We start from the raw sequence: 18,297 nt of genomic DNA on the forward strand, positions 1-18,297 counted from the left end.
AATTAAAGTGTCACTTTATATAATATCATTTTGTTAGCAGATTATCAGAATATAGATAGTGGGAAATTATAGAATATATAACTTTTTCTTGTAGTCATGTTTCCTCCCCTCGTACATATATTGAATCTGTAACGGCTTAGAAGATACATGCGAGGGAGATGATAGGATGATGTGTCCAAAGTGTAAAACTGAGCATGCAAGTGAAGCGAAATTCTGTGGTAATTGTGGACATTCACTTATGGAGCAAGCCGTAGAGCATCATGCAGAACAGGGAGAACAGCAGTTGTCCCAACCAGCACCTGTACAGGCAAACCGTTCGAATGAAAAGGTAGAGCAAGCGAAGCAATTTGCAAGTGATTACTTTCAGTTTTTTAAGAATGCATTAAAAGCTCCAACAGCAATTATGAAAAGTGGTCATATTGAAGTAAGGAATGGGATTACAAGTCTTGTTCTTATTTGTTTCCTTTTTGCTTGTATGTTTTACCGGCTGATGAGTGCAACGGCATCAATTGCAACTGGAATTATAAGTAGGGCCGGATTTGTACCTGAAGAACAGCCTTCTTTTTTCGGGGAATCAGCTAAGGTCTTTTTATTTTTATTAATTTTATTTCTATTTGTTGGGGGTATAATTTTTGTAAGTGGAAAGCTCATGAAATCATCTTTTTCTTTTTTAGAAGCATTAGGGGTATGGGGAACAATTTCAACACCGGTTGTCACTATACTTATTCTTGCATTGTTATTTAGCTTTTTGTTAGGCTTCCTATCTCCACTATTTTTAGGGTTCGCTGTAACAGGGATGACGATTTGCACAATTGTTTCCATATTAAAGTTAGACCGTGGTGGATTAGATCCGGTGTATACACTTATTATCGCATATATTTTCATTTCCATTGCGAGTTGGATTGTGCTTTGGTCCTATATAAAAACAATACTTGATACCTTAACTGGAGGTTTAACAAACTTCTAATGAAAAGGTGGATGAATGGATGAATGTTTGTGTAAAGTGCGGTGCACAGTTAGAGAATGGCGTGCAATTTTGTCAAAAGTGTGGGGCTAGAAGAGATGAGCACCAGCGATTAGGGAACGAAAAGGAACCACAGATACGAAAGGAAATAAGCAAGGGGAAGAAAATATGGATTGGGGTTGTCATTCTTTTTATTGTTTGTTTTGGCGAAGCATACCTGTATGGAACAAAGTATTATTCTGCAGAAGCACAAATTGATAGAATGGTTACGATTTTACAAGACAGAGATACGGAAAAATTCATTGATATTGTTACAACAGATGACCCACAATTTGTAGTAGATAAAGAGAGTGTAAGACCGTTGTTTTCGTATATAAAAGAATATCCGTCCTATGTTAATGATTTAAAAGCTTCTATACAACAGCAAAAGAAGAAGCAAAATGATGTAGAAAAAGTAGATTTTGTATTAACGAAGGATGGAAAATACCTCTTTCTATTTGATCGATATAAATTGAAAGCAAAAACCTATTATGCAACGCTCCTTACGAATGAAAAAGATGCGTTGTTAAAAATAAATGAAAAAGAGTTAGATAAGACAACTGATAAAATGTTTGAAAAGCAATATGGACCATTTTTCCCAGGTATTCAAACGTTTCAATCAGAGTTTAAAAATGATTATGTGAAGCTAGCGCGTGAAGAAAAGGTTGTACTTATGAAACAAAATCAAAATAATGTAACAGTTGACTTATCGTTAAAAGGTCACTACATTACCATTCAAACAAATGTAGCGGGAGCAACATTATATGCGAACCAGAAACCGATTACGACATTGGTGGGGGAAGAATTTAAGTGGGGACCAGTAGCTACAGATGGAAGCGTCTCTATTTATTTAGAAAAAGAAGGTGCAAATGGAAAAGAACAAACAAAGGTGGAAAATATATCGACAAGTCAATATTATACACTTTCGTTTCAGAAGAAGCCTGAAAAACAAGAAACATCTTCTTCTCCATCAACTGTGACAACAAAATATGTATATAACGGATTTTTCTTTCCTGATAGTCATATTCGTAAGTTAACAAGTGTAGAGCTGCAGTCCCTAACAAAAGAACAATTGCGGATCGCGAGAAATGAAATATATGCTCGGCATGGGCATGTTTTTCAAACGAAAGATATGCAATCATACTTTTTAAAGCAGTCGTGGTATCGTGAAAATCCGTATTATACAGGAGAGTTGAATGATGTGGAGACGTATAATGCTGAGCTTATAAAGTCAAAGGAGTAGGCATTATTATTTTTTATGTTGTAGAAATGAAAGGTACATCAACGATAATGGTTGTACCTTTTTTATTTATCCCGCATTAACGGGCAGTAAGACCCCCACCTCAAGATTTAGAGAGAAACGAGGAAGATAGGTGGGGACCAACTGCCCGTAAAAGCCCGATTGGTGAGGGCTAATAATCAGTGGGGGATGAAGAAAATCCCCACTGATTAAAGTTTCACTTTATGTGTTTGCATTTCATGTAACAAATCCTTTTATGTGTCATGGTAATGATTACATTATTCCGGTTGAAAAATATAGAAGAATTTAAAGGCAAGATTACCTTTTTGTTATTTTTGTAATGGCATGAGGGAAGTTCTAACTGGTTCGCGAGAGAAAAAGATATGAAAGAGAAAGTTGACTCTGCTTGCTCTGCCAGTTGTACTAGCCTGGACATCGGCTAAAGAACTGGAAGAAAGTATGGCTTCCGAGTTCGGTGGAACTGTAATCTCCAGTCTACTGTTTAATTTTTTTGATGTTACAACTGTTATTGTGTCGTAAGAGAGGTTGATAATCTTTAGAATACCAAGTGGATAGACAGCATCGTCAGGCTGAGAGGTGGATGCAAACAGGGTGGATTTCCAAATTTCTTGAAAAAAGGTATCGCTATCAGCCGACCAAGCCTGTGCACCGTAAAGTGTTGCACTAATACTGAATTCTTGTTCCAGTGGTTGGACAACTTTGGGTTCAGCAGGAGTAGAGATAAGAAAATTACTGCACATTGATTCTGTTCACCTACTTTCCATTGCGATTGTTATAGCATATTAATAATTAGGTTTATGAGACACGACACTTTACCTATAGTGTTCAAAGGATGTTTAAAAATATATGAATACAAATTGAAAAACTGATAGAAAACCATTCTTTTTAGGTGTGAGAGGGGATCCGGCCAAGCAAAGAAGCGGTCAGAGCCTTTTTGAGCTTCATGCCAAGTGAAAACAAAGGGAGAAAATGAGTGCAAGGCTCTTTTTGTATGTATAGCCGCGATCTGTATGTTGGAAATCAAAAATATATGAATATAAATTGAAAAACTGACAGAAAACCTTTCTTTTTAGGAGGGAGAGAGCGTCCGGCCAAGCATAGAAGTGGTCAGGTCCTTTTTGAGCCCCATGCTATATGAAAACAAAGGGAGAAAATGAGTGCAAGGCTCTTTTTGTATGTATAGCCGCGACTTATATGTTGGAAAATCAAAATGTATATACAAAGGTATGCGTTATTATATTTGGACGAAGTGGTTTCATTTATAAACAAAAGGGAGAAAACATATACTTTGTATAAGCTACTTATAGAAAAAAGGATTTATTTACAGTGAATCTGGAGAATGTAAACGATAGAGACTGTACAAAGGAGTGATTTGGTGAACTATGTAATCATTGGCGGAGATGCAGCTGGCATGAGTGCGGCTATGCAAATTATTAGAAATGATAAAGAAGCAAAAGTTGTAACGTTAGAAAAAGGTGAAATATATTCATATGCGCAGTGTGGACTTCCGTACGTTATTAGCGGTGTGATTACTTCTACTGAAAAATTAATTGCACGAGACATTAGCATATTTCGTGATAAGTATGGAATTGATGCGAAAACACACCATGAAGTAACGAAAATTGATACTGAAAACAAAATTGTGCATGGTATACATATAAGTGAAAACGAGGCATTTCAATATAAATATGATCGCTTACTAATTGCGACAGGAGTTAGACCTGTTATGCCGGACTGGGAAGGAAACAACCTGCAAGGTGTTCATCTTTTAAAAACAATTCCGGATGCCCATAGAATATTGGAGACGTTACAGGAACAGAGTGTTGAGCAAGTAACCATTATTGGCGGCGGGGCAATTGGTCTTGAAATGGCTGAAACATTTGTAGAGCTTGGGAAAAAGGTGCGAATGATTGAGCGAAATGAACATATTGGCACAATATATGATGCCGATATGGCAGCATATATACATGAAGAAGCAGCAAAATATAATATTGAAATTTTAACAAATGAAAATGTAAAAGCATTTAAGGGGAAAGAGAAAGTTGAATTTGTTGAAACGGATAAAGGAACGTATAAAACGGATCTCGTTCTAGTATCAGTTGGCGTGCAGCCAAACACAGAGTTTGTTAACGGAACAGCGATTCGCACGAACAAAAAAGGGGCTATAGAAGTAAATGCTTATATGCAAACGAATGTGGAAGATATCTATGCAGCAGGAGATTGTGCAACGCATTATCACATCATAAAAGAAACGCATGATCATATTCCAATCGGTACAACTGCAAATAAGCAAGGGCGTCTTGCAGGATTGAATATGGTTGATAAACGAAGAGCATTTAAAGGCACTCTCGGTACGAGCATTATTAAATTTATGGGACTCACTTTAGCGAGAACGGGTTTAAGTGAAAAAGAAGCAAGCGGATTGAAAATACCATATAAAACGGTGAAAGTAGATGCAACCAGTATGGCTGGCTATTATCCAAATGCAACGCCGCTTTATGTGAAATTAGTGTATCGTTCTGATACAAAACAACTATTAGGCGGACAAGTGATCGGAGAAGAAGGCGTGGATAAACGAATCGATGTTATTGCAATGGCGCTCTTTCATAAAATGAGCATTCATGATTTAGAAGATGTCGATTTAAGTTATGCACCGCCATATAACAGTGTTTGGGATCCAGTTCAACAAGCAGCGCGGCGAGCGGAATAGTACTTCTTATAGAAGTGCTATTTTTTTATTTTGAAAACACAGAATTATAAAAAGATATATAAAATCATATTTGTCCTTGAAAAATGTAGTACGTATCTATTATATTTTCATATAGTATTTATTTTTTACATACATAAAAATACGATAGAAACAAGCTAGTAATGAATGATGATGGAGGATAAGAAATGGCAATAAATATGAGAACAGTAGAAGAGTGGATTGCAGAGTCAAACGCAAGACATGAGGAGGACTTTGGAGAAATTGTCCAAGAAATAAAGGAACTATGCATTGCGATTGATAACGCTACATTAATTTACCCGAAAAATGTATTTTGCTTTGGAAAAAAAGCGGAAGTGTTCTTCTTTTTCCAAGATCATGTTGTCATTGGTCAGGTGCAAGAAGAGTATATTAAAGTTGAAAAATTAAAGTATGAGAATATTACAGATATAAGCCTAAAAACAAATGATAAAAATACAACATTAGAGTTGAAGTTCTCTAATGGGAATTCTATTATGCTAGATAGTTTAAATGATAACTGCGGAACGAAGAATTGGTTGTTTGCAAGACAGATTAAGAGTATCTTTAAAGTAATTTAGTAGTGAAAGCAGGTCTTATATAAATCCAAATTAAAAACGACAAAACCCCTTCTTTTTAGGTAGGAGAGAGCATCCAACCATGCATAGAAGCGGTCAAATCCTTTTCCTGCCCTATGCCAAGTGAAAACAGAGGGAGAAAGCGAGTGTAAGGTACCTTTTGTTCTTCGTAGCAGCAATTTACATGTTGAAAAATCAAAATGGATTTATATAAAATCCCTTCAAAAACACGCCCTTTGCTAGCACAGTGTACTGAGCGCAGGGCGTGTTTTTAGCTATGCAAATATCCTTTTAACCAAGTGCGATGGCGATAGGGACCAACTGGAATTTGAATAAGGGTCGTTTTTCTTTTTGTATCAGTTTCATACAGTTTGTCACATAAGTTTGCATCAAATCCTAAGAGCGGGTGACCTCCCATATCCATAGCTGAGGCTGCTAAGACGAGTTTTTGGACGAGCATTCCAGCTTCCATTTGTTGAATTCGATATCCTCTATAACCTAAATCGTTTTTTAAATAATCTTTATTTCCTATTACATGTAAACAGAGTGGTACTTGAAAGAGATTTACATTGTCCATTGTCATACCGGATTGTAAAGGATAGCGGAGATCTCCTAATTGAATTTTTTCTAATGTATGAGCCTTACTGTCGTAGGAATAGGCACCATTTGGCAAACCGTCTACGTTATAAAAGCATCCGTATAGTGAGACACGTGATTTTGTCTTTATATGTGTTCCGTCTAAATCATTTTGATAAGGAAAGGAAAGAGTTGTTTCTTGAAGTAAAGTAGCTAGTTGCGTATCGCTTATTTTCCTTAAGACAAAATCTAAATCAGGTGAATAACGTTTTTGACAAGCTGTTGCGAAATCGTATGATAATCGCTCTACTCTGGGGAGTGTCAAAGTTTGTGTGTGATGTGGAACAGTTGCCTCTTCTGTCACAGTTCGAAATTGTTCAGTTGAATCTAGCATAGATGCTGCATTCATTGTTGTTATTAGAGGGTGATCAGTAAAGTTCTTTGAGCGAACAAAGTGTTCATGCTCTAAAACGGGAAGCTGCTGTGAGAGTTCATAAGAAGTAACGTTTGCGCCTGTATTATTTGGATGAAACCATTCTTCTGCAGGGTGGTTAGATAATGGGATAACTGCATACACACTTTCTTCTTGCTCCGATAGTCCGAGTAAATGATTAATGGCTCTATCAAGAAATTGAAAATATACACCAGATGTATAGCCGAATTGTTTAGAGACTTCTAGTAATTGGCCGATGAGGACACCAGTATCTAGACCTTGGAGACGGTAGGAAAAGTTATTATATTTAAAGAAATTTTTCCAAAACATTGTTGATACAAAGGCGGTGCCGAAGCAAGCAGATAGATTGCAGCGATTTCCAAGTGCCTCCGTGAGATAAGAGTCAAAATTTCCTTCACGCAGTAATACGAGACGATGATGTGCTGCGTCATAATGATAGATTCCCTGTGGACAATGATTCATTTTTAAATACAAATATAATTCATTTGGATATAGAGCTCCTCCAGAAGGAATAAATCTTCGGTATATATTTGTTGTATTTTGTTCTTCTAAGCCGAGGGAAGGCTGGCACAATTGAGTTAGGCCAAATGTATACCAGAGACAATGTCCGATTTGCTCGAGAGTGGGTTCTTTAGACAGATTTTGATCTCGCAATGTTAGCGGTACCTCTAGAGAAAGAGGGATGACAGGTAGATTACGGTATAGTTTATAGGGAAGGGGGGCATCAGCCCAGTTAATTTCCTTGTCTTGGGGCATGATTTCATCAATGGAAAAATGCAAATTGTGTAGAAATGTTTCTAGTTGCATCAATCTACCTCCTTATTGTGACTTATGGAAACGGATGAGGATGTGGATTAAGTTGTTCAAATGTAAGTGGCTCATTGGTATATCCAAGTTCCAGTGGTACGGTAAGTACTCTTTGTAGTCCTGTTGTGCGAGTAAGTTGATGTCCAAATGTCATTGGCAACATACCAGGAATTAGTACTTTCACACAATATAATCCGTTCTTTCGTATGAGAGGAACAGTTTGGTCAATGACGATGACTTCAAGACCTGAGTGATGTAGTCGATCTAAAAGATGGCGAAGGTCCGAAGTTAGATCCCTATCGATAGATCTTAACTGATTCATTTGTTGAAATGTTTGTACAGACCGATTGTCATTCAATAAAAATTGAAGGCGTTCTTCGGCTTCTGGTAAACCATATACCATACTATGATCATCCATTTGGGTGACAAGATAGGGATCACGTAAACATTGTTCGTATTTTTGTTTACTTGCTTCAAATTTTTCATCCATTGTAAGTAACATACCTGCTAATTCATGGATAGCATTTTTAACAGCTCGCAGTGGTTCCATGTGGGCACCACCTGCACAGACGAGATTCATTCCATCTTGTTTTGTATTTTTTGCAATTGCCCATATACTTGGAATACCATGCTCCATCGTTGCATCAAAAACATGTAAATCATAGCCTGTAATCGTGCGCATTCGTTCAATCATCAATTGTAGTTCCACGTCGTCCGCAGAAGCTAGATCAAGGCGGAGAAGTGGTAATTGTGCATACCAAGTTAGCAAGAAAGCATCGCGTTCGACTATTTCTAAAATGCCATGGAAAATCGCTTCTTCTAAACTGCCTCCAATTGCACAGCCGTTTGAAGTTTCATAAACAAAAGCGTCCCTGTGTCCTAGGCTATAATATGCAATCGATTCCGGAACTAAGATGGGACGATTTTGTGATAAAGAATAACCCCATACCCAGTCTTGAGGATAATCAGGATCAAACGGTTTAAATGGGAAATCTGTTTTTTTATAATGTTCATCTGTATGTACACCGATTGTGAGAGGATTGATGGCTGTATCTTCTAACTCTCGGTAGCTACCATGAACATTTGTCCGTTTCCCGCGAGGGGTCATTCCACAGTATCGTTCTAATCCTTCTAAGATAGCAGTTGCTTCACTAGCCCTGAATGAATGTGTTCGGCCCGCAACTCCTTCATTCCCTAAAAGTAACGGCATATTTACAATAACATCAGCAAATGGTAATAAGGAATGCTGCATTTTTCCATTTAAAAGTCCAGTCCGATAATCTAAATAATCTTTAGTCAAAAATGTATTTAAATCTTCAATAGAACGACAACGATAACTTTCATTGCCAGTTTTAAAACTTGACTGGAGTGAAATGTAGGCATCCGTTGCAGTGTCATCAGGTAATGTGCTACACATTGGGCATAGAGGATCAGGAAGAAATGAATGACGTGAACATTGAAAGGTTTGCATGTTAAGTAAAATTAGTTCTTCAGCTAAAGAGGTATGCCCTTTTGTTACTATCTTCTCTGTTTCAGCATGAATAAGCTGACACATTTGTAGTAACCCAGTTTGCGTTGCACATACATCTCGCTGTATGGCATCATCTGTTTTTAAGGAATATTTCCGCTGTAGCTCCCACATTTCTTTTTGGTCAAAGCCAGCTATGAAACGCCGTGCATCAGCACAATGGGAGCACCCTGCCTTATCGGGTCTAACATAAGGACCAATGATACCCTCACCAAATGAAGTAAAGCCCCGAAGCCATGGAATGTTAGCGGAGCGAAATGTTTCTTCAGCTTCATGATGTATAGAGGGAGGAGAACCATCGTGTAATACGAGAGCAAGATAGATATTTTCTGGGAGTTTTTCTTCAAATGTATGTTGATGAATAATTGGATAGTGAGCGGATAATTGTTGATTTACATAGTCTGCTAGTATGCCATCTCCTATGATTAATATTTTTCGATTCATCATTCTACCTCCTCTTTGATTACCACACCAACTACACCGCCTAATCCTTCTTTTAAAAAGGGTTCAATTGCTAGGTCGAGGACGAAGGGATGAAGTTTATGCTCTTTTAAATTTTGTAAGGCTAATTGCAAGGATTCTAATTGTGGCATTTCTTCTTCTTTTTGTATTTCAACCCTAAACGATTCTGCACTGTGTAAAAGGATAGAGGAGTCCAATAATATATTGGATTTATAGGGAACTTCTTGATTTTGGACATGAAGTAGTGCTTGTTGTAATGCATTTCTTAGTGCTAATGTTATATTTAAGTCAGTACTACCGTACCACTGGTTGTGTACACCGATCCAAACCACAGGAAAACCTAGCACCTCTTCACCAATTCCTACCATTGGTTCCCCATGTATCGTGGAGAGTGCACGTAAATAAAATTGGCAGTGTTTGTCGTGAATCTCTGTTAATTGTAGTTGTGTAATTTCTTCTGTTTTGGTCAACTGCCTCGTTTGTAATGTGTGTGTTAAATGATTTTGTAGTGCACGGTACACTCCCTCTAACATTGTTTCCCCAGCCCCAATTCCAATGAATCCATCTTGTTCAGGAATAAGGAAATGAACCATTTGAGTTACATATGTTTCAATTCCGGTTAGACCTGCTTCGCGGCGTGCTTCATCATGAGTCAATCCGCCGCAAATTATGGTAGGCAGGAGCGTAGTAGGTCCTTCTGATAATGGATTCGGAACTTGAGCATAGCACTGAGATAACGGTAATTGTTTTAGGTCTTGTTCATCCCATATGTGAAAAATTCCAGATTTGTTTGAGGTTAATTGGTCAAAAAAGCGAAAAAGTTCATTCGAAGGGCTTTGGTTTGAATGTCTTTTGAGAGTTTCATCAATGTCTTGTATCGTTTCTATTGTAAAGTTTTTGGTTGTTATAAGTGGGTGTTTGATGAAAGTGTGCCAGTTGCCTTCTAGCGTTTCAAAATTTAGTAAAAAGAATTGTTTATTTTGCTCTCTATTTGAAGCGCCTGTAATATTTTTGAATAACTCAAAAACGATAATGTTTGCTAACATAGCCCCAGCGATTGGAGAGAAAGGCTCTAATAGTTGATCTTTTTGAAGGGCAGTCTCATGTACGCGTCGCCATGCAGATTCCCAGCATTCTTCAGATTCTGTAGTAATGACAGGACCAGCTAAGCCTACTTGCTCCAAGCATAAAGCAGGAAGAAAGTTTTTCTTTTCTTCTCTACAAATCGCGTGGATCGCTCTTAATTTTTCAATATTTCCATTTTGAGATACATATAGAATCCAATCAAAATGTTGAAAAATTTCCTGCAAGGAACGATCTATCGTTGTATCTATTTCTTGAACAAGTACATTTTGATCAGCATCATGGGCTTTTTGTACAATCTCAATTAATCGAGAGCGATTTGTTGCGGTAGAGTCGGTAATAAGACAGTGAAACTCAGGTAAACCAGATTCAAGTAAAGAATAAACTAATGAAGTGAAAATAGAGCCAGATCCAATTGCTAAGACCTTCGCTTGTCGATACATTTGAAATTTCAAGGCACCTGAATGAGAGGAAGTCTCTAAAAAATCGATTTGCGATGCGTATCTCTCAAGTAAGGCATCCTCTAACTGGTGAGGGGAATCTTGACTTACATCACGTACAAAACCATTTTCGTGCAAAAGTTCTCCAAGTTCAAAAACTCTATTTTGATAAGGGAGGGGGAGTCCGCTTGTTAGTTCTTCCAAAGTATGTTCTCCATTAAACATAGGCATTAATTTTTCAATCCATTCATAGATACCATTACCTTGCATTCGGAATGAACTGGAGTTGTTTCGAAAATAGACACCCCCGTTTGAGTCGGGGAGGAAAAAGGTATCCTTGTTCATTTTTAGCTTTGTGGAAGCTGTGAGAGTACTCATTGTGTTCCTCCTTATCAGTAAATTTGTTCTAGACATACGTTATCAGTGTATGTATTGTGAGTTGTCCTTTATGAGTTCTAAAAGATTATTAGTATTTTAGCGTATCCGTGTAATATATAAACTCATTTTGATTTTTCAATATATAAGTCGCTGCTACGAAGAAGAAAAGGGGAGCGCTACTTGTTTTCATTTGTTGACATGGGGCAGGAAGGGGATCTGATCGCTTCTATGCATGGCTGGATGCTCTCTTCCCCCTAAAAAGAAAGGGTTTATGTCCGGTTTTTAATTTATATAAAAAAAGCTACATGAGAGAATCAATCGATTCTTTCATGTAGCCAGTATGATTTAGAAAGTCTATCAACCTTCTAATAATAATGATTTTGGATCTTCAAGCATTTCTTTAACAGCAACAAGGAAGCTAACTGCTTCTTTACCATCGACGATGCGGTGGTCGTAAGATAGAGCAATGTACATCATCGGACGGTTTTCCATACGTTCTGCATCGATTGCAACTGGTCTTACTTGAATTTTATGCATTCCAAGAATACCTACTTGTGGGCTGTTTAAGATTGGTGTTGACATAAGGGAGCCGAACACACCACCGTTTGTAATTGTAAATGTACCACCTTGTAGTTCTTTTAATGTAAGTTTGTTATCGCGTGCTTTTTTACCTAGTTCACGAATTTCGCTTTCGATTTCAGCAAAGTTCAATTGATTTGCATCGCGTACAACTGGAACAACTAATCCATCTGGAGCTGCTACAGCGATTCCGATATCATAGAATTTTTTAATGATAAGCTCGTCACCTTGGATTTCAGCATTTAACAATGGGAATTGTTTTAACGCTGCAACAACTGCTTTTGTGAAGAATGACATAAAGCCAAGACGAACATCATGTTTTTTCTCGAATGAATCTTTACGTTCTTTACGTAATTCCATGATTGCAGTCATATCAACTTCGTTAAATGTTGTTAACATTGCAGATGTTTGCTGAACTTCTACAAGACGTTTTGCAATTGTTTGACGGCGGCGGGACATTTTTACGCGCTCAACTGGTTTTTCAAATTCAGTTTTTGCAGCTGTTTTTGGACTTGTTTTTTCTTGTTTTGGCTCTGCTTTTGGTGCAGCAGCATGTGCTTGTACATCGTGTGGTCTTACACGGCCAAGTGGATCAGTGCTGCGTACTTCATTTAAGTCGATTCCTAATTCACGTGCCATTTTTCTAGCAGCAGGTGATGCGATAGGGCGATCTGTATTTGGAAGACCTTGTAAAGCTGTTTTTGGAGCCTCAGCTTTTGGTGCTTCAGTAACTTCTTGTTTTGGTTGTTCTGGAGCTGCTGCTGGAGCAGGTGTACTTACTGCAGCGCCGTTTGCATCTAAAATTGCAATGATGTCGCCAACTTCAACTGTATCTCCAGGTTCTCCTAGTAGTTGTGATACAATACCTGAATCTTCTGCAATGATTTCAACATTGACTTTATCCGTTTCAAGCTCAACAACGCTGCCACCTTTCTCAACTTTGTCGCCTACATTGATAAGCCATTGTGAGATAGTTCCTTCTGAAATAGATTCTGCAAGCTCAGGTACTTTAATTTCGATCATTTTAAATGTCCTCCCCTTATTTGCCTAACGGTGTGTGTTTTGTCTTTTTTTTCTTCGGTAATCTCAAAGTTTCCAGCTTGATTGGGCAGAAATTCTTTACGTTCTCGGGTGTAAGGAACTCTGCCCGCATGAGCTAGAGCAAATCACTTTCGTTTTTAGTTGCTATAAACTTCTATTTCTTGTTTATCTTGACGAAAGTTATACTTTGTATCTAATGCGTGTGCAACGATAAGTTCTTGTTCTGCTCGGTGTGCATGTGGATCGCCACCTGAAGGACTTGAACGGTCTGGGCGTCCAATGTAGCCTGTTTTTAATTTATCGCCAGCAAGTTCAAACAGAATTGGAGCCATGTAATGCCATGCACCCATGTTTCTTGGTTCTTCTTGTACCCAAATAATTTCTTCTAAGTTTTTAAAGCGTTTCATAATAGATTGAACTTTTTCAGCAGGGAATGGGTACAATTGCTCAATACGAACAATATGAACTTCATCTAAATTGTACTCATGTTTTCCGGATTCAATCTCTGCCGCTAAATCAATTGCCATTTTACCAGTTGTTAAGACAAGACGTTTTACTTTGTTTGGTTTTATGCCAAGGTTTTCTTGCTCTAACGCAGGTTGGAAACGTCCTTCACTTAACTGGCTACCTGATGAAGCTGTAAGTGGGTGACGCAATAAGCTTTTTGGTGTCATGATTACTAATGGACGAACAGCTTCTGTACCAAGGATTGATGCTTGACGGCGCAAGATATGGAAGTATTGTGCCGCGCTTGTTAAGTTTGCAACAGTCCAGTTATTTTCTGCAGCTAGTTGTAAGAAGCGCTCTGGACGTGCACTAGAGTGCTCTGGTCCTTGACCTTCATAACCATGAGGTAAAAGAAGAACTAGACCTGATTTTTGTCCCCATTTTGCTCTTCCTGATGAAACATATTGATCAAATAATGCTTGCGCAGTATTTGAGAAATCACCGTATTGCGCTTCCCACATAACTAAAGTTTCTGGAGCGAATACATTATAACCGTATTCATAGCCGACAACAGCAGCTTCTGATAACGGACTGTTATGAACAGAGAACGATGCGCGTATATTCGGCAGGCGATGTAATGGTGAATATGTTTCGTTTGTTTCTGTATCATGCAGTACGATATGACGGTGTGCGAACGTACCACGCTGTGAGTCTTGACCAGTTAAACGAATTGGCGTACCTTCTTGTAAAATAGAAGCGAATGCTAAAGATTCAGCAAGTGCCCATTCAATTTTACCGTTCTCTTCAAGAGCATCTTTACGGCGCTCAAGAATCTTCTTCACTTTCGGATATACGTTAAAGCCTTCTGGCCAAGTTAAAAGCCCTTCGTTAATTGCGCGAAGTGTTTCAAGTGGAAGACCAGTATCAATCGGCTGAATTCCTTTCGCAACAACGTCTGGAACTTTAACGTGAATTGCTACGTCACTTGTATCTGCTGGTGGTACTTGTGCATATTCAGCTTTTAACTCTTCTTGTATAAACTGAGTAATTGTTTCAACCTCATCTGCATTTAGAACGCCTGCAGCTTCTAATTGGCTTGCATATAAAGCTCTTACAGTTGGATGGTTTTTAATTTTTTTATAAACTTGTGGTTGCGTAACTGCTGGATCATCCATTTCGTTATGACCGTAACGACGGTAACCGATTAAATCGATTAAGAAGTCTTTTTTGAACAGCATACGATATTGAATTGCAAGGTTAGCAGCAGCAAGACAAGCTTCAGGATCATCAGCATTCACGTGAACGATTGGAATATCGAATCCTTTCGCAAGATCACTTGAATATTTCGTAGAACGAGAATCATAGCTATCAGTCGTAAAGCCGATTGCGTTATTCGCGATAACATGAATTGTTCCACCAGTTTGGTATGCATTCAATCTGCTTAAGTTCAATGTTTCAGATACAATACCTTGCCCAGGGAATGCAGCATCACCATGAACTAAAATTACGAATGATTTTGAAACGTCTTGTTCAGGATAACCAGCTTGTTTACGATCTTCTTGAGCAGCACGTGCATAACCTTCAACAACTGGGTTAACAAACTCAAGGTGACTTGGGTTATTTGCTAATGTAACGCGTGTGCTAGCTTCTTCAGATCCGACAACTTGTTCTCTACCTAAATGGTATTTCACATCGCCAGTCCAGCCGACACTACTATTTATTACATCTTGTGATTTATCAGATTCAATAGTTGCATGTTTGAATTCTGCGAACATGTGACTATATGGTTTTTCTAATACATGAGCGAGTACGCTTAGACGACCGCGGTGAGCCATACCAATCATGACATCGTTTACGCCGCCTTTAGCACCTTCTAAAATAATTTCATCTAGTACAGGTACAAGCATATCAACGCCTTCGATGGAGAAACGTTTTTGGCCAACGAATGTTTTATGCAAAAATTGCTCGAAACCTTCAACAGCTGTTAAGCGTTTTAAGAGAGCAGTTCGTTTTTTATTTGTTAATGGTTGACGCAGGGAATTTGATTCCACCATTTGATGCAACCACGTGCGTTCTTCACTATCTTGTATATGCGAGAATTCATAGGCTAAAGATTTTGTGTAAACATCTTTTAATCTATTAATTACATCAAAAGCTGTGTGAACATCATTTGGTGCATCTGCCCATACTGTTTTAGCTGGAATCGCTTTCAAATCTGCATCGCTCAATTCATTCATTGCTTTCTCGATGAGAGATTGTCCATCAGCAGGCTCTTCCATTGGATTAATATGAGCCGATGTATGACCGAATGAACGGATATGCTCAACAAGTTGAACGACTTTAAGAATTTTTTCAATGTTTCCTGTGTTTTGAGGAGAAAAATTTGTTTCCATGTTGTCCCCTGTTACGACATCTGCTTGGAATGGAGGAGCTCCAAAAGTTTCAAAAAGCTCTTGTAATTCCGGATCAACAGAACCTTCTCCTGTCACGTAACGATCATACTGTTCAATAACATAGCCAAGGTTCGGACCATGGAATTTGGCCCAAGGGTTTGTCGTTGTATTCTTCCTCGTCATTTGTTTAAACCTCCCAATGCATGTAATCCTTCTTTCATAATGCGAAAGAATGCATTTTGCTCTTTTCATAATTGATCAACCAGTAATGAATGTAAATGTTATCTTTACTCTTATGTTATTACGATAATTTACATAATACCAAACATTATTACTTATCCGTTTTGTAAAAAAACATTCACAATTACTTATCACCCAAGTTAATCTTTCATGTTATAAAGTAATTTTAAGGAAAAAATAGGTGATTTCATCTGGTACATCCGCACTTGGAACGAAATCTTCCATATGAAAATATAAAATGAATTGTAAGAATGTTTCGTTAAAATATGGTTTGATTTATGTATATTAAAATAATAAGCGCTTTCAAGAATATTATACAACAATATAACAGGATATAGTATAAAAAATAAAAAATTATGAATTTATTGTTAACTTTATTTCAATAGTGTTAAATATTGAAAGGAAAAAAGAAAAATTTGCTTGTAAGTGATGATTATGATTTGAAAATGGTTCATAAATCGTTAGTTTTTGCAAATATAGCAGAAAATAGCTTAAAAAGGGTAGCCAGCTTCATTCGTATAGGAGAAAAAATGTAATATTTTAAAAAGATAAAGTGCAGATAACAATATTAATTTTTCTCATTACAGAGGGATAAATATAATGAAAACCATCTATACAAATAAAGTTAACTATATGTTAGGGATGGAACATATCGTGATGTTCGCTCTCTATAGGATTCCATTTTAGTTATGACAATAGTCGTGATCAAAAAGAAAAGGCGGGAGTAAGAAGAATTGGAAAAGTTATGTAAATAATGTAAAGGATACTTGACGTAAAGGTTGCTTTACATTTATACTCTGTTCAAGGAGGAGGGGGGATTTTCCTTGGAAAACAAAATGGTAGAATACAGAAAAAAATTGGGACTGTCTCAAGAGAAGTTAGCCGAAAAACTTGGTGTTTCTAGACAGACGATTATTTCAATTGAAAAAGGAAAATATGATCCATCACTTCCTTTAGCATTCGAAATTGCGAAAGTATTTCAGACAACCATTGAGAATGTATTTATTTATGAAGGGAAAGAACGGGAATGATAGAGAAGGGGGAATATTAATGAATTATTCACAGAAGTACTTTTTGATTATTGGAATGTTTTTTTAAATTATGAGTGGATTCATGGTATTGGCAGGGATTATGACACATTCTGCGCCGCCAACTCCGACTTATACATTAGCATCGATGATGATTATGTGCTTTTGTTTAAGTTATCTTCACCCACAATTTAAAGAGAAAGACGAAAGGATGAAGTTAATCCGTCAAAAAGGGATGTTTTATTCTTTCTTTGCATTATTGATATATTTCATTATTTTTTCAATTGGGTTACATTTAGAAATCATTATATTGACAGCTGGAGAATTACTTAATATGTTAGCTGCTTTAACAATTAGTACGGTTTTTATTTCGTTTGTTGTTTTATCTAAAAGATATTAAGTGGAAAATAATGAATTATAGGTCTTACATATAGGAAGGAGAAAAAATGCAATTTCTTTATGCGTTTGGTATAAGTATTATTTTAATGCTATTCATGTATTTCTTCGTTCGCAAAGATATTACGAAAGATAATACGCTGACAAAGAGAGGTTTTTATAAACTGATTGGATGTTTAGTGGCGATGTTTGTGGGGATTATTGTGTTGGTGGTATTGATGAGTAAGAAATTATAAATAGAAAAACCCTGTTTTATAAGCTAGTAAAAGAGGTAGAAGATAGCAGGAATAAAACAGAAGCAAGTCCAGTATGCAATAAGTTTGCATCTGGATTTCATTCTGTTTTATTTTTATTACATTTTTGTTACTACTCTTATTCTTATCTTAGAAACAATTATACTTATACATAGTATGACGATTTAGTCAATGGTCAAATTTAGGAAAAAGGAATGAATTTATGAAAAAACAAATTACAGCACTTTCTTTAGCTATGGTTCTGGGCTTCGGTTTCCAACCGATTGCTAGTTTAGCAGAAACATCAAATAACATAACGCAAGATTCTACTCAACAAGCTGGATGGAAATTAGAAAATGGTGAATGGTTTTATTATGAAAATGGTAGTAAAAAAACAGGTTGGTTGAAAGAAGGAACTAATTGGTATTACTTAGATGAAGCAGCTGGCGGAGCGATGAAAACAGGTTGGTTGAAAGAAGGAACTAATTGGTATTACCTAGATGAAGCAGCCAGCGGAGCGATGAAAACAGGTTGGTTGAAAGAAGGAACTAATTGGTATTACTTAGATGAAGCAGCCAGCGGAGCGATGAAAACAGGGTGGTTGAAATAAGGAAATAATTGGTAGTACTTAGATGACGCAGCTGG

General features: G+C 37.2%; 14 protein-coding genes. 8 read left to right on the forward strand and 6 right to left on the reverse strand.

Features of this window, described 5'->3' with window-relative positions; translation table 11 throughout:
* Positions 1–166 precede the first annotated feature (166 nt).
* Both JDS96_RS12845 and JDS96_RS12850 read left to right on the forward strand, forming a co-directional pair.
* A complete protein-coding gene (locus JDS96_RS12845) occupies positions 167–967 on the forward strand; it encodes a zinc ribbon domain-containing protein (protein WP_199667058.1) in 801 nt (266 codons plus the stop codon).
* A gap of 19 nt (positions 968–986) precedes the next feature.
* Positions 987–2,246, forward strand: a complete 1,260-nt coding sequence (locus JDS96_RS12850; RefSeq protein ID WP_199667059.1) for a TcaA 3rd/4th domain-containing protein — start codon at positions 987–989, stop codon at positions 2,244–2,246.
* A gap of 326 nt (positions 2,247–2,572) precedes the next feature.
* Here the strand turns inward: JDS96_RS12850 and JDS96_RS12855 are convergent, their stop codons facing one another.
* Positions 2,573–3,004 carry a hypothetical protein gene (locus JDS96_RS12855; RefSeq protein WP_199667060.1) on the reverse strand — a complete coding sequence of 144 codons (432 nt, stop codon included), beginning with the start codon at positions 3,002–3,004 and terminating at the stop codon, positions 2,573–2,575.
* Between the two features lie 635 nt (positions 3,005–3,639).
* Between JDS96_RS12855 and JDS96_RS12860 the strand changes: the two genes are divergently transcribed.
* Together JDS96_RS12860 and JDS96_RS12865 are read left to right on the forward strand one after the other, a co-directional pair.
* Positions 3,640–4,974 carry an FAD-dependent oxidoreductase gene (locus tag JDS96_RS12860; protein WP_199667061.1) on the forward strand — a complete coding sequence of 445 codons (1,335 nt, stop codon included), beginning with the start codon at positions 3,640–3,642 and terminating at the stop codon, positions 4,972–4,974.
* Positions 4,975–5,159: 185 nt separating this feature from the next.
* A complete protein-coding gene (locus JDS96_RS12865; protein ID WP_003203224.1) occupies positions 5,160–5,570 on the forward strand; it encodes a DUF3908 family protein in 411 nt (136 codons plus the stop codon).
* A gap of 268 nt (positions 5,571–5,838) precedes the next feature.
* Here JDS96_RS12865 and JDS96_RS12870 read toward each other — a convergent pair whose 3' ends face one another.
* The 5 genes from JDS96_RS12870 to JDS96_RS12890 all read right to left on the reverse strand — a co-directional run bounded on the left by JDS96_RS12870 (position 5,839) and on the right by JDS96_RS12890 (position 15,938).
* Positions 5,839–7,404, reverse strand: a complete 1,566-nt coding sequence (locus JDS96_RS12870) for a SagB family peptide dehydrogenase (RefSeq protein WP_199667062.1) — start codon at positions 7,402–7,404, stop codon at positions 5,839–5,841.
* A 22-nt stretch (positions 7,405–7,426) separates the two neighbouring features.
* Positions 7,427–9,376, reverse strand: a complete 1,950-nt coding sequence (locus JDS96_RS12875; RefSeq protein WP_199667063.1) for a TOMM precursor leader peptide-binding protein — start codon at positions 9,374–9,376, stop codon at positions 7,427–7,429.
* On the reverse strand, positions 9,376–11,295 hold the full coding sequence (locus tag JDS96_RS12880) for a putative thiazole-containing bacteriocin maturation protein (protein WP_199667064.1): 1,920 nt from the start codon (positions 11,293–11,295) through the stop codon (positions 9,376–9,378). The genes JDS96_RS12875 and JDS96_RS12880 overlap by 1 nt, the downstream gene beginning before the upstream one ends.
* A 357-nt stretch (positions 11,296–11,652) precedes the next feature.
* Entirely contained in the window at positions 11,653–12,897 is a 1,245-nt protein-coding gene (gene odhB / locus JDS96_RS12885) for a 2-oxoglutarate dehydrogenase complex dihydrolipoyllysine-residue succinyltransferase (RefSeq protein ID WP_199667065.1), read from the reverse strand.
* Between the two features lie 155 nt (positions 12,898–13,052).
* Entirely contained in the window at positions 13,053–15,938 is a 2,886-nt protein-coding gene (locus JDS96_RS12890) for a 2-oxoglutarate dehydrogenase E1 component (protein ID WP_199667066.1), read from the reverse strand.
* Positions 15,939–16,819: 881 nt separating this feature from the next.
* On the opposite strand from JDS96_RS12890, the gene JDS96_RS12895 reads away from it, so the two are divergent.
* The 4 genes from JDS96_RS12895 to JDS96_RS12910 all read left to right on the forward strand — a co-directional run bounded on the left by JDS96_RS12895 (position 16,820) and on the right by JDS96_RS12910 (position 18,262).
* A complete protein-coding gene (locus JDS96_RS12895) occupies positions 16,820–17,026 on the forward strand; it encodes a helix-turn-helix transcriptional regulator (protein WP_199667067.1) in 207 nt (68 codons plus the stop codon).
* Between the two features lie 70 nt (positions 17,027–17,096).
* The gene (locus JDS96_RS12900) at positions 17,097–17,423 is read left to right on the forward strand and encodes a permease (RefSeq protein ID WP_242479901.1); all 327 of its coding nucleotides are present in this window, start codon (positions 17,097–17,099) and stop codon (positions 17,421–17,423) included.
* A 46-nt stretch (positions 17,424–17,469) separates the two neighbouring features.
* The gene (locus JDS96_RS12905) at positions 17,470–17,655 is read left to right on the forward strand and encodes a DUF3976 domain-containing protein (RefSeq protein WP_018764077.1); all 186 of its coding nucleotides are present in this window, start codon (positions 17,470–17,472) and stop codon (positions 17,653–17,655) included.
* A 220-nt stretch (positions 17,656–17,875) separates the two neighbouring features.
* Complete coding sequence (locus JDS96_RS12910) at positions 17,876–18,262, forward strand: hypothetical protein (protein ID WP_274605950.1); 387 nt, start codon at positions 17,876–17,878, stop codon at positions 18,260–18,262.
* Positions 18,263–18,297 lie beyond the last annotated feature (35 nt).

Origin of the sequence: Bacillus cereus group sp. N21 (assembly GCF_016483395.1) — a bacterium.
Taxonomy (GTDB): Bacteria; Bacillota; Bacilli; order Bacillales; family Bacillaceae_G; genus Bacillus_A; species Bacillus_A pseudomycoides.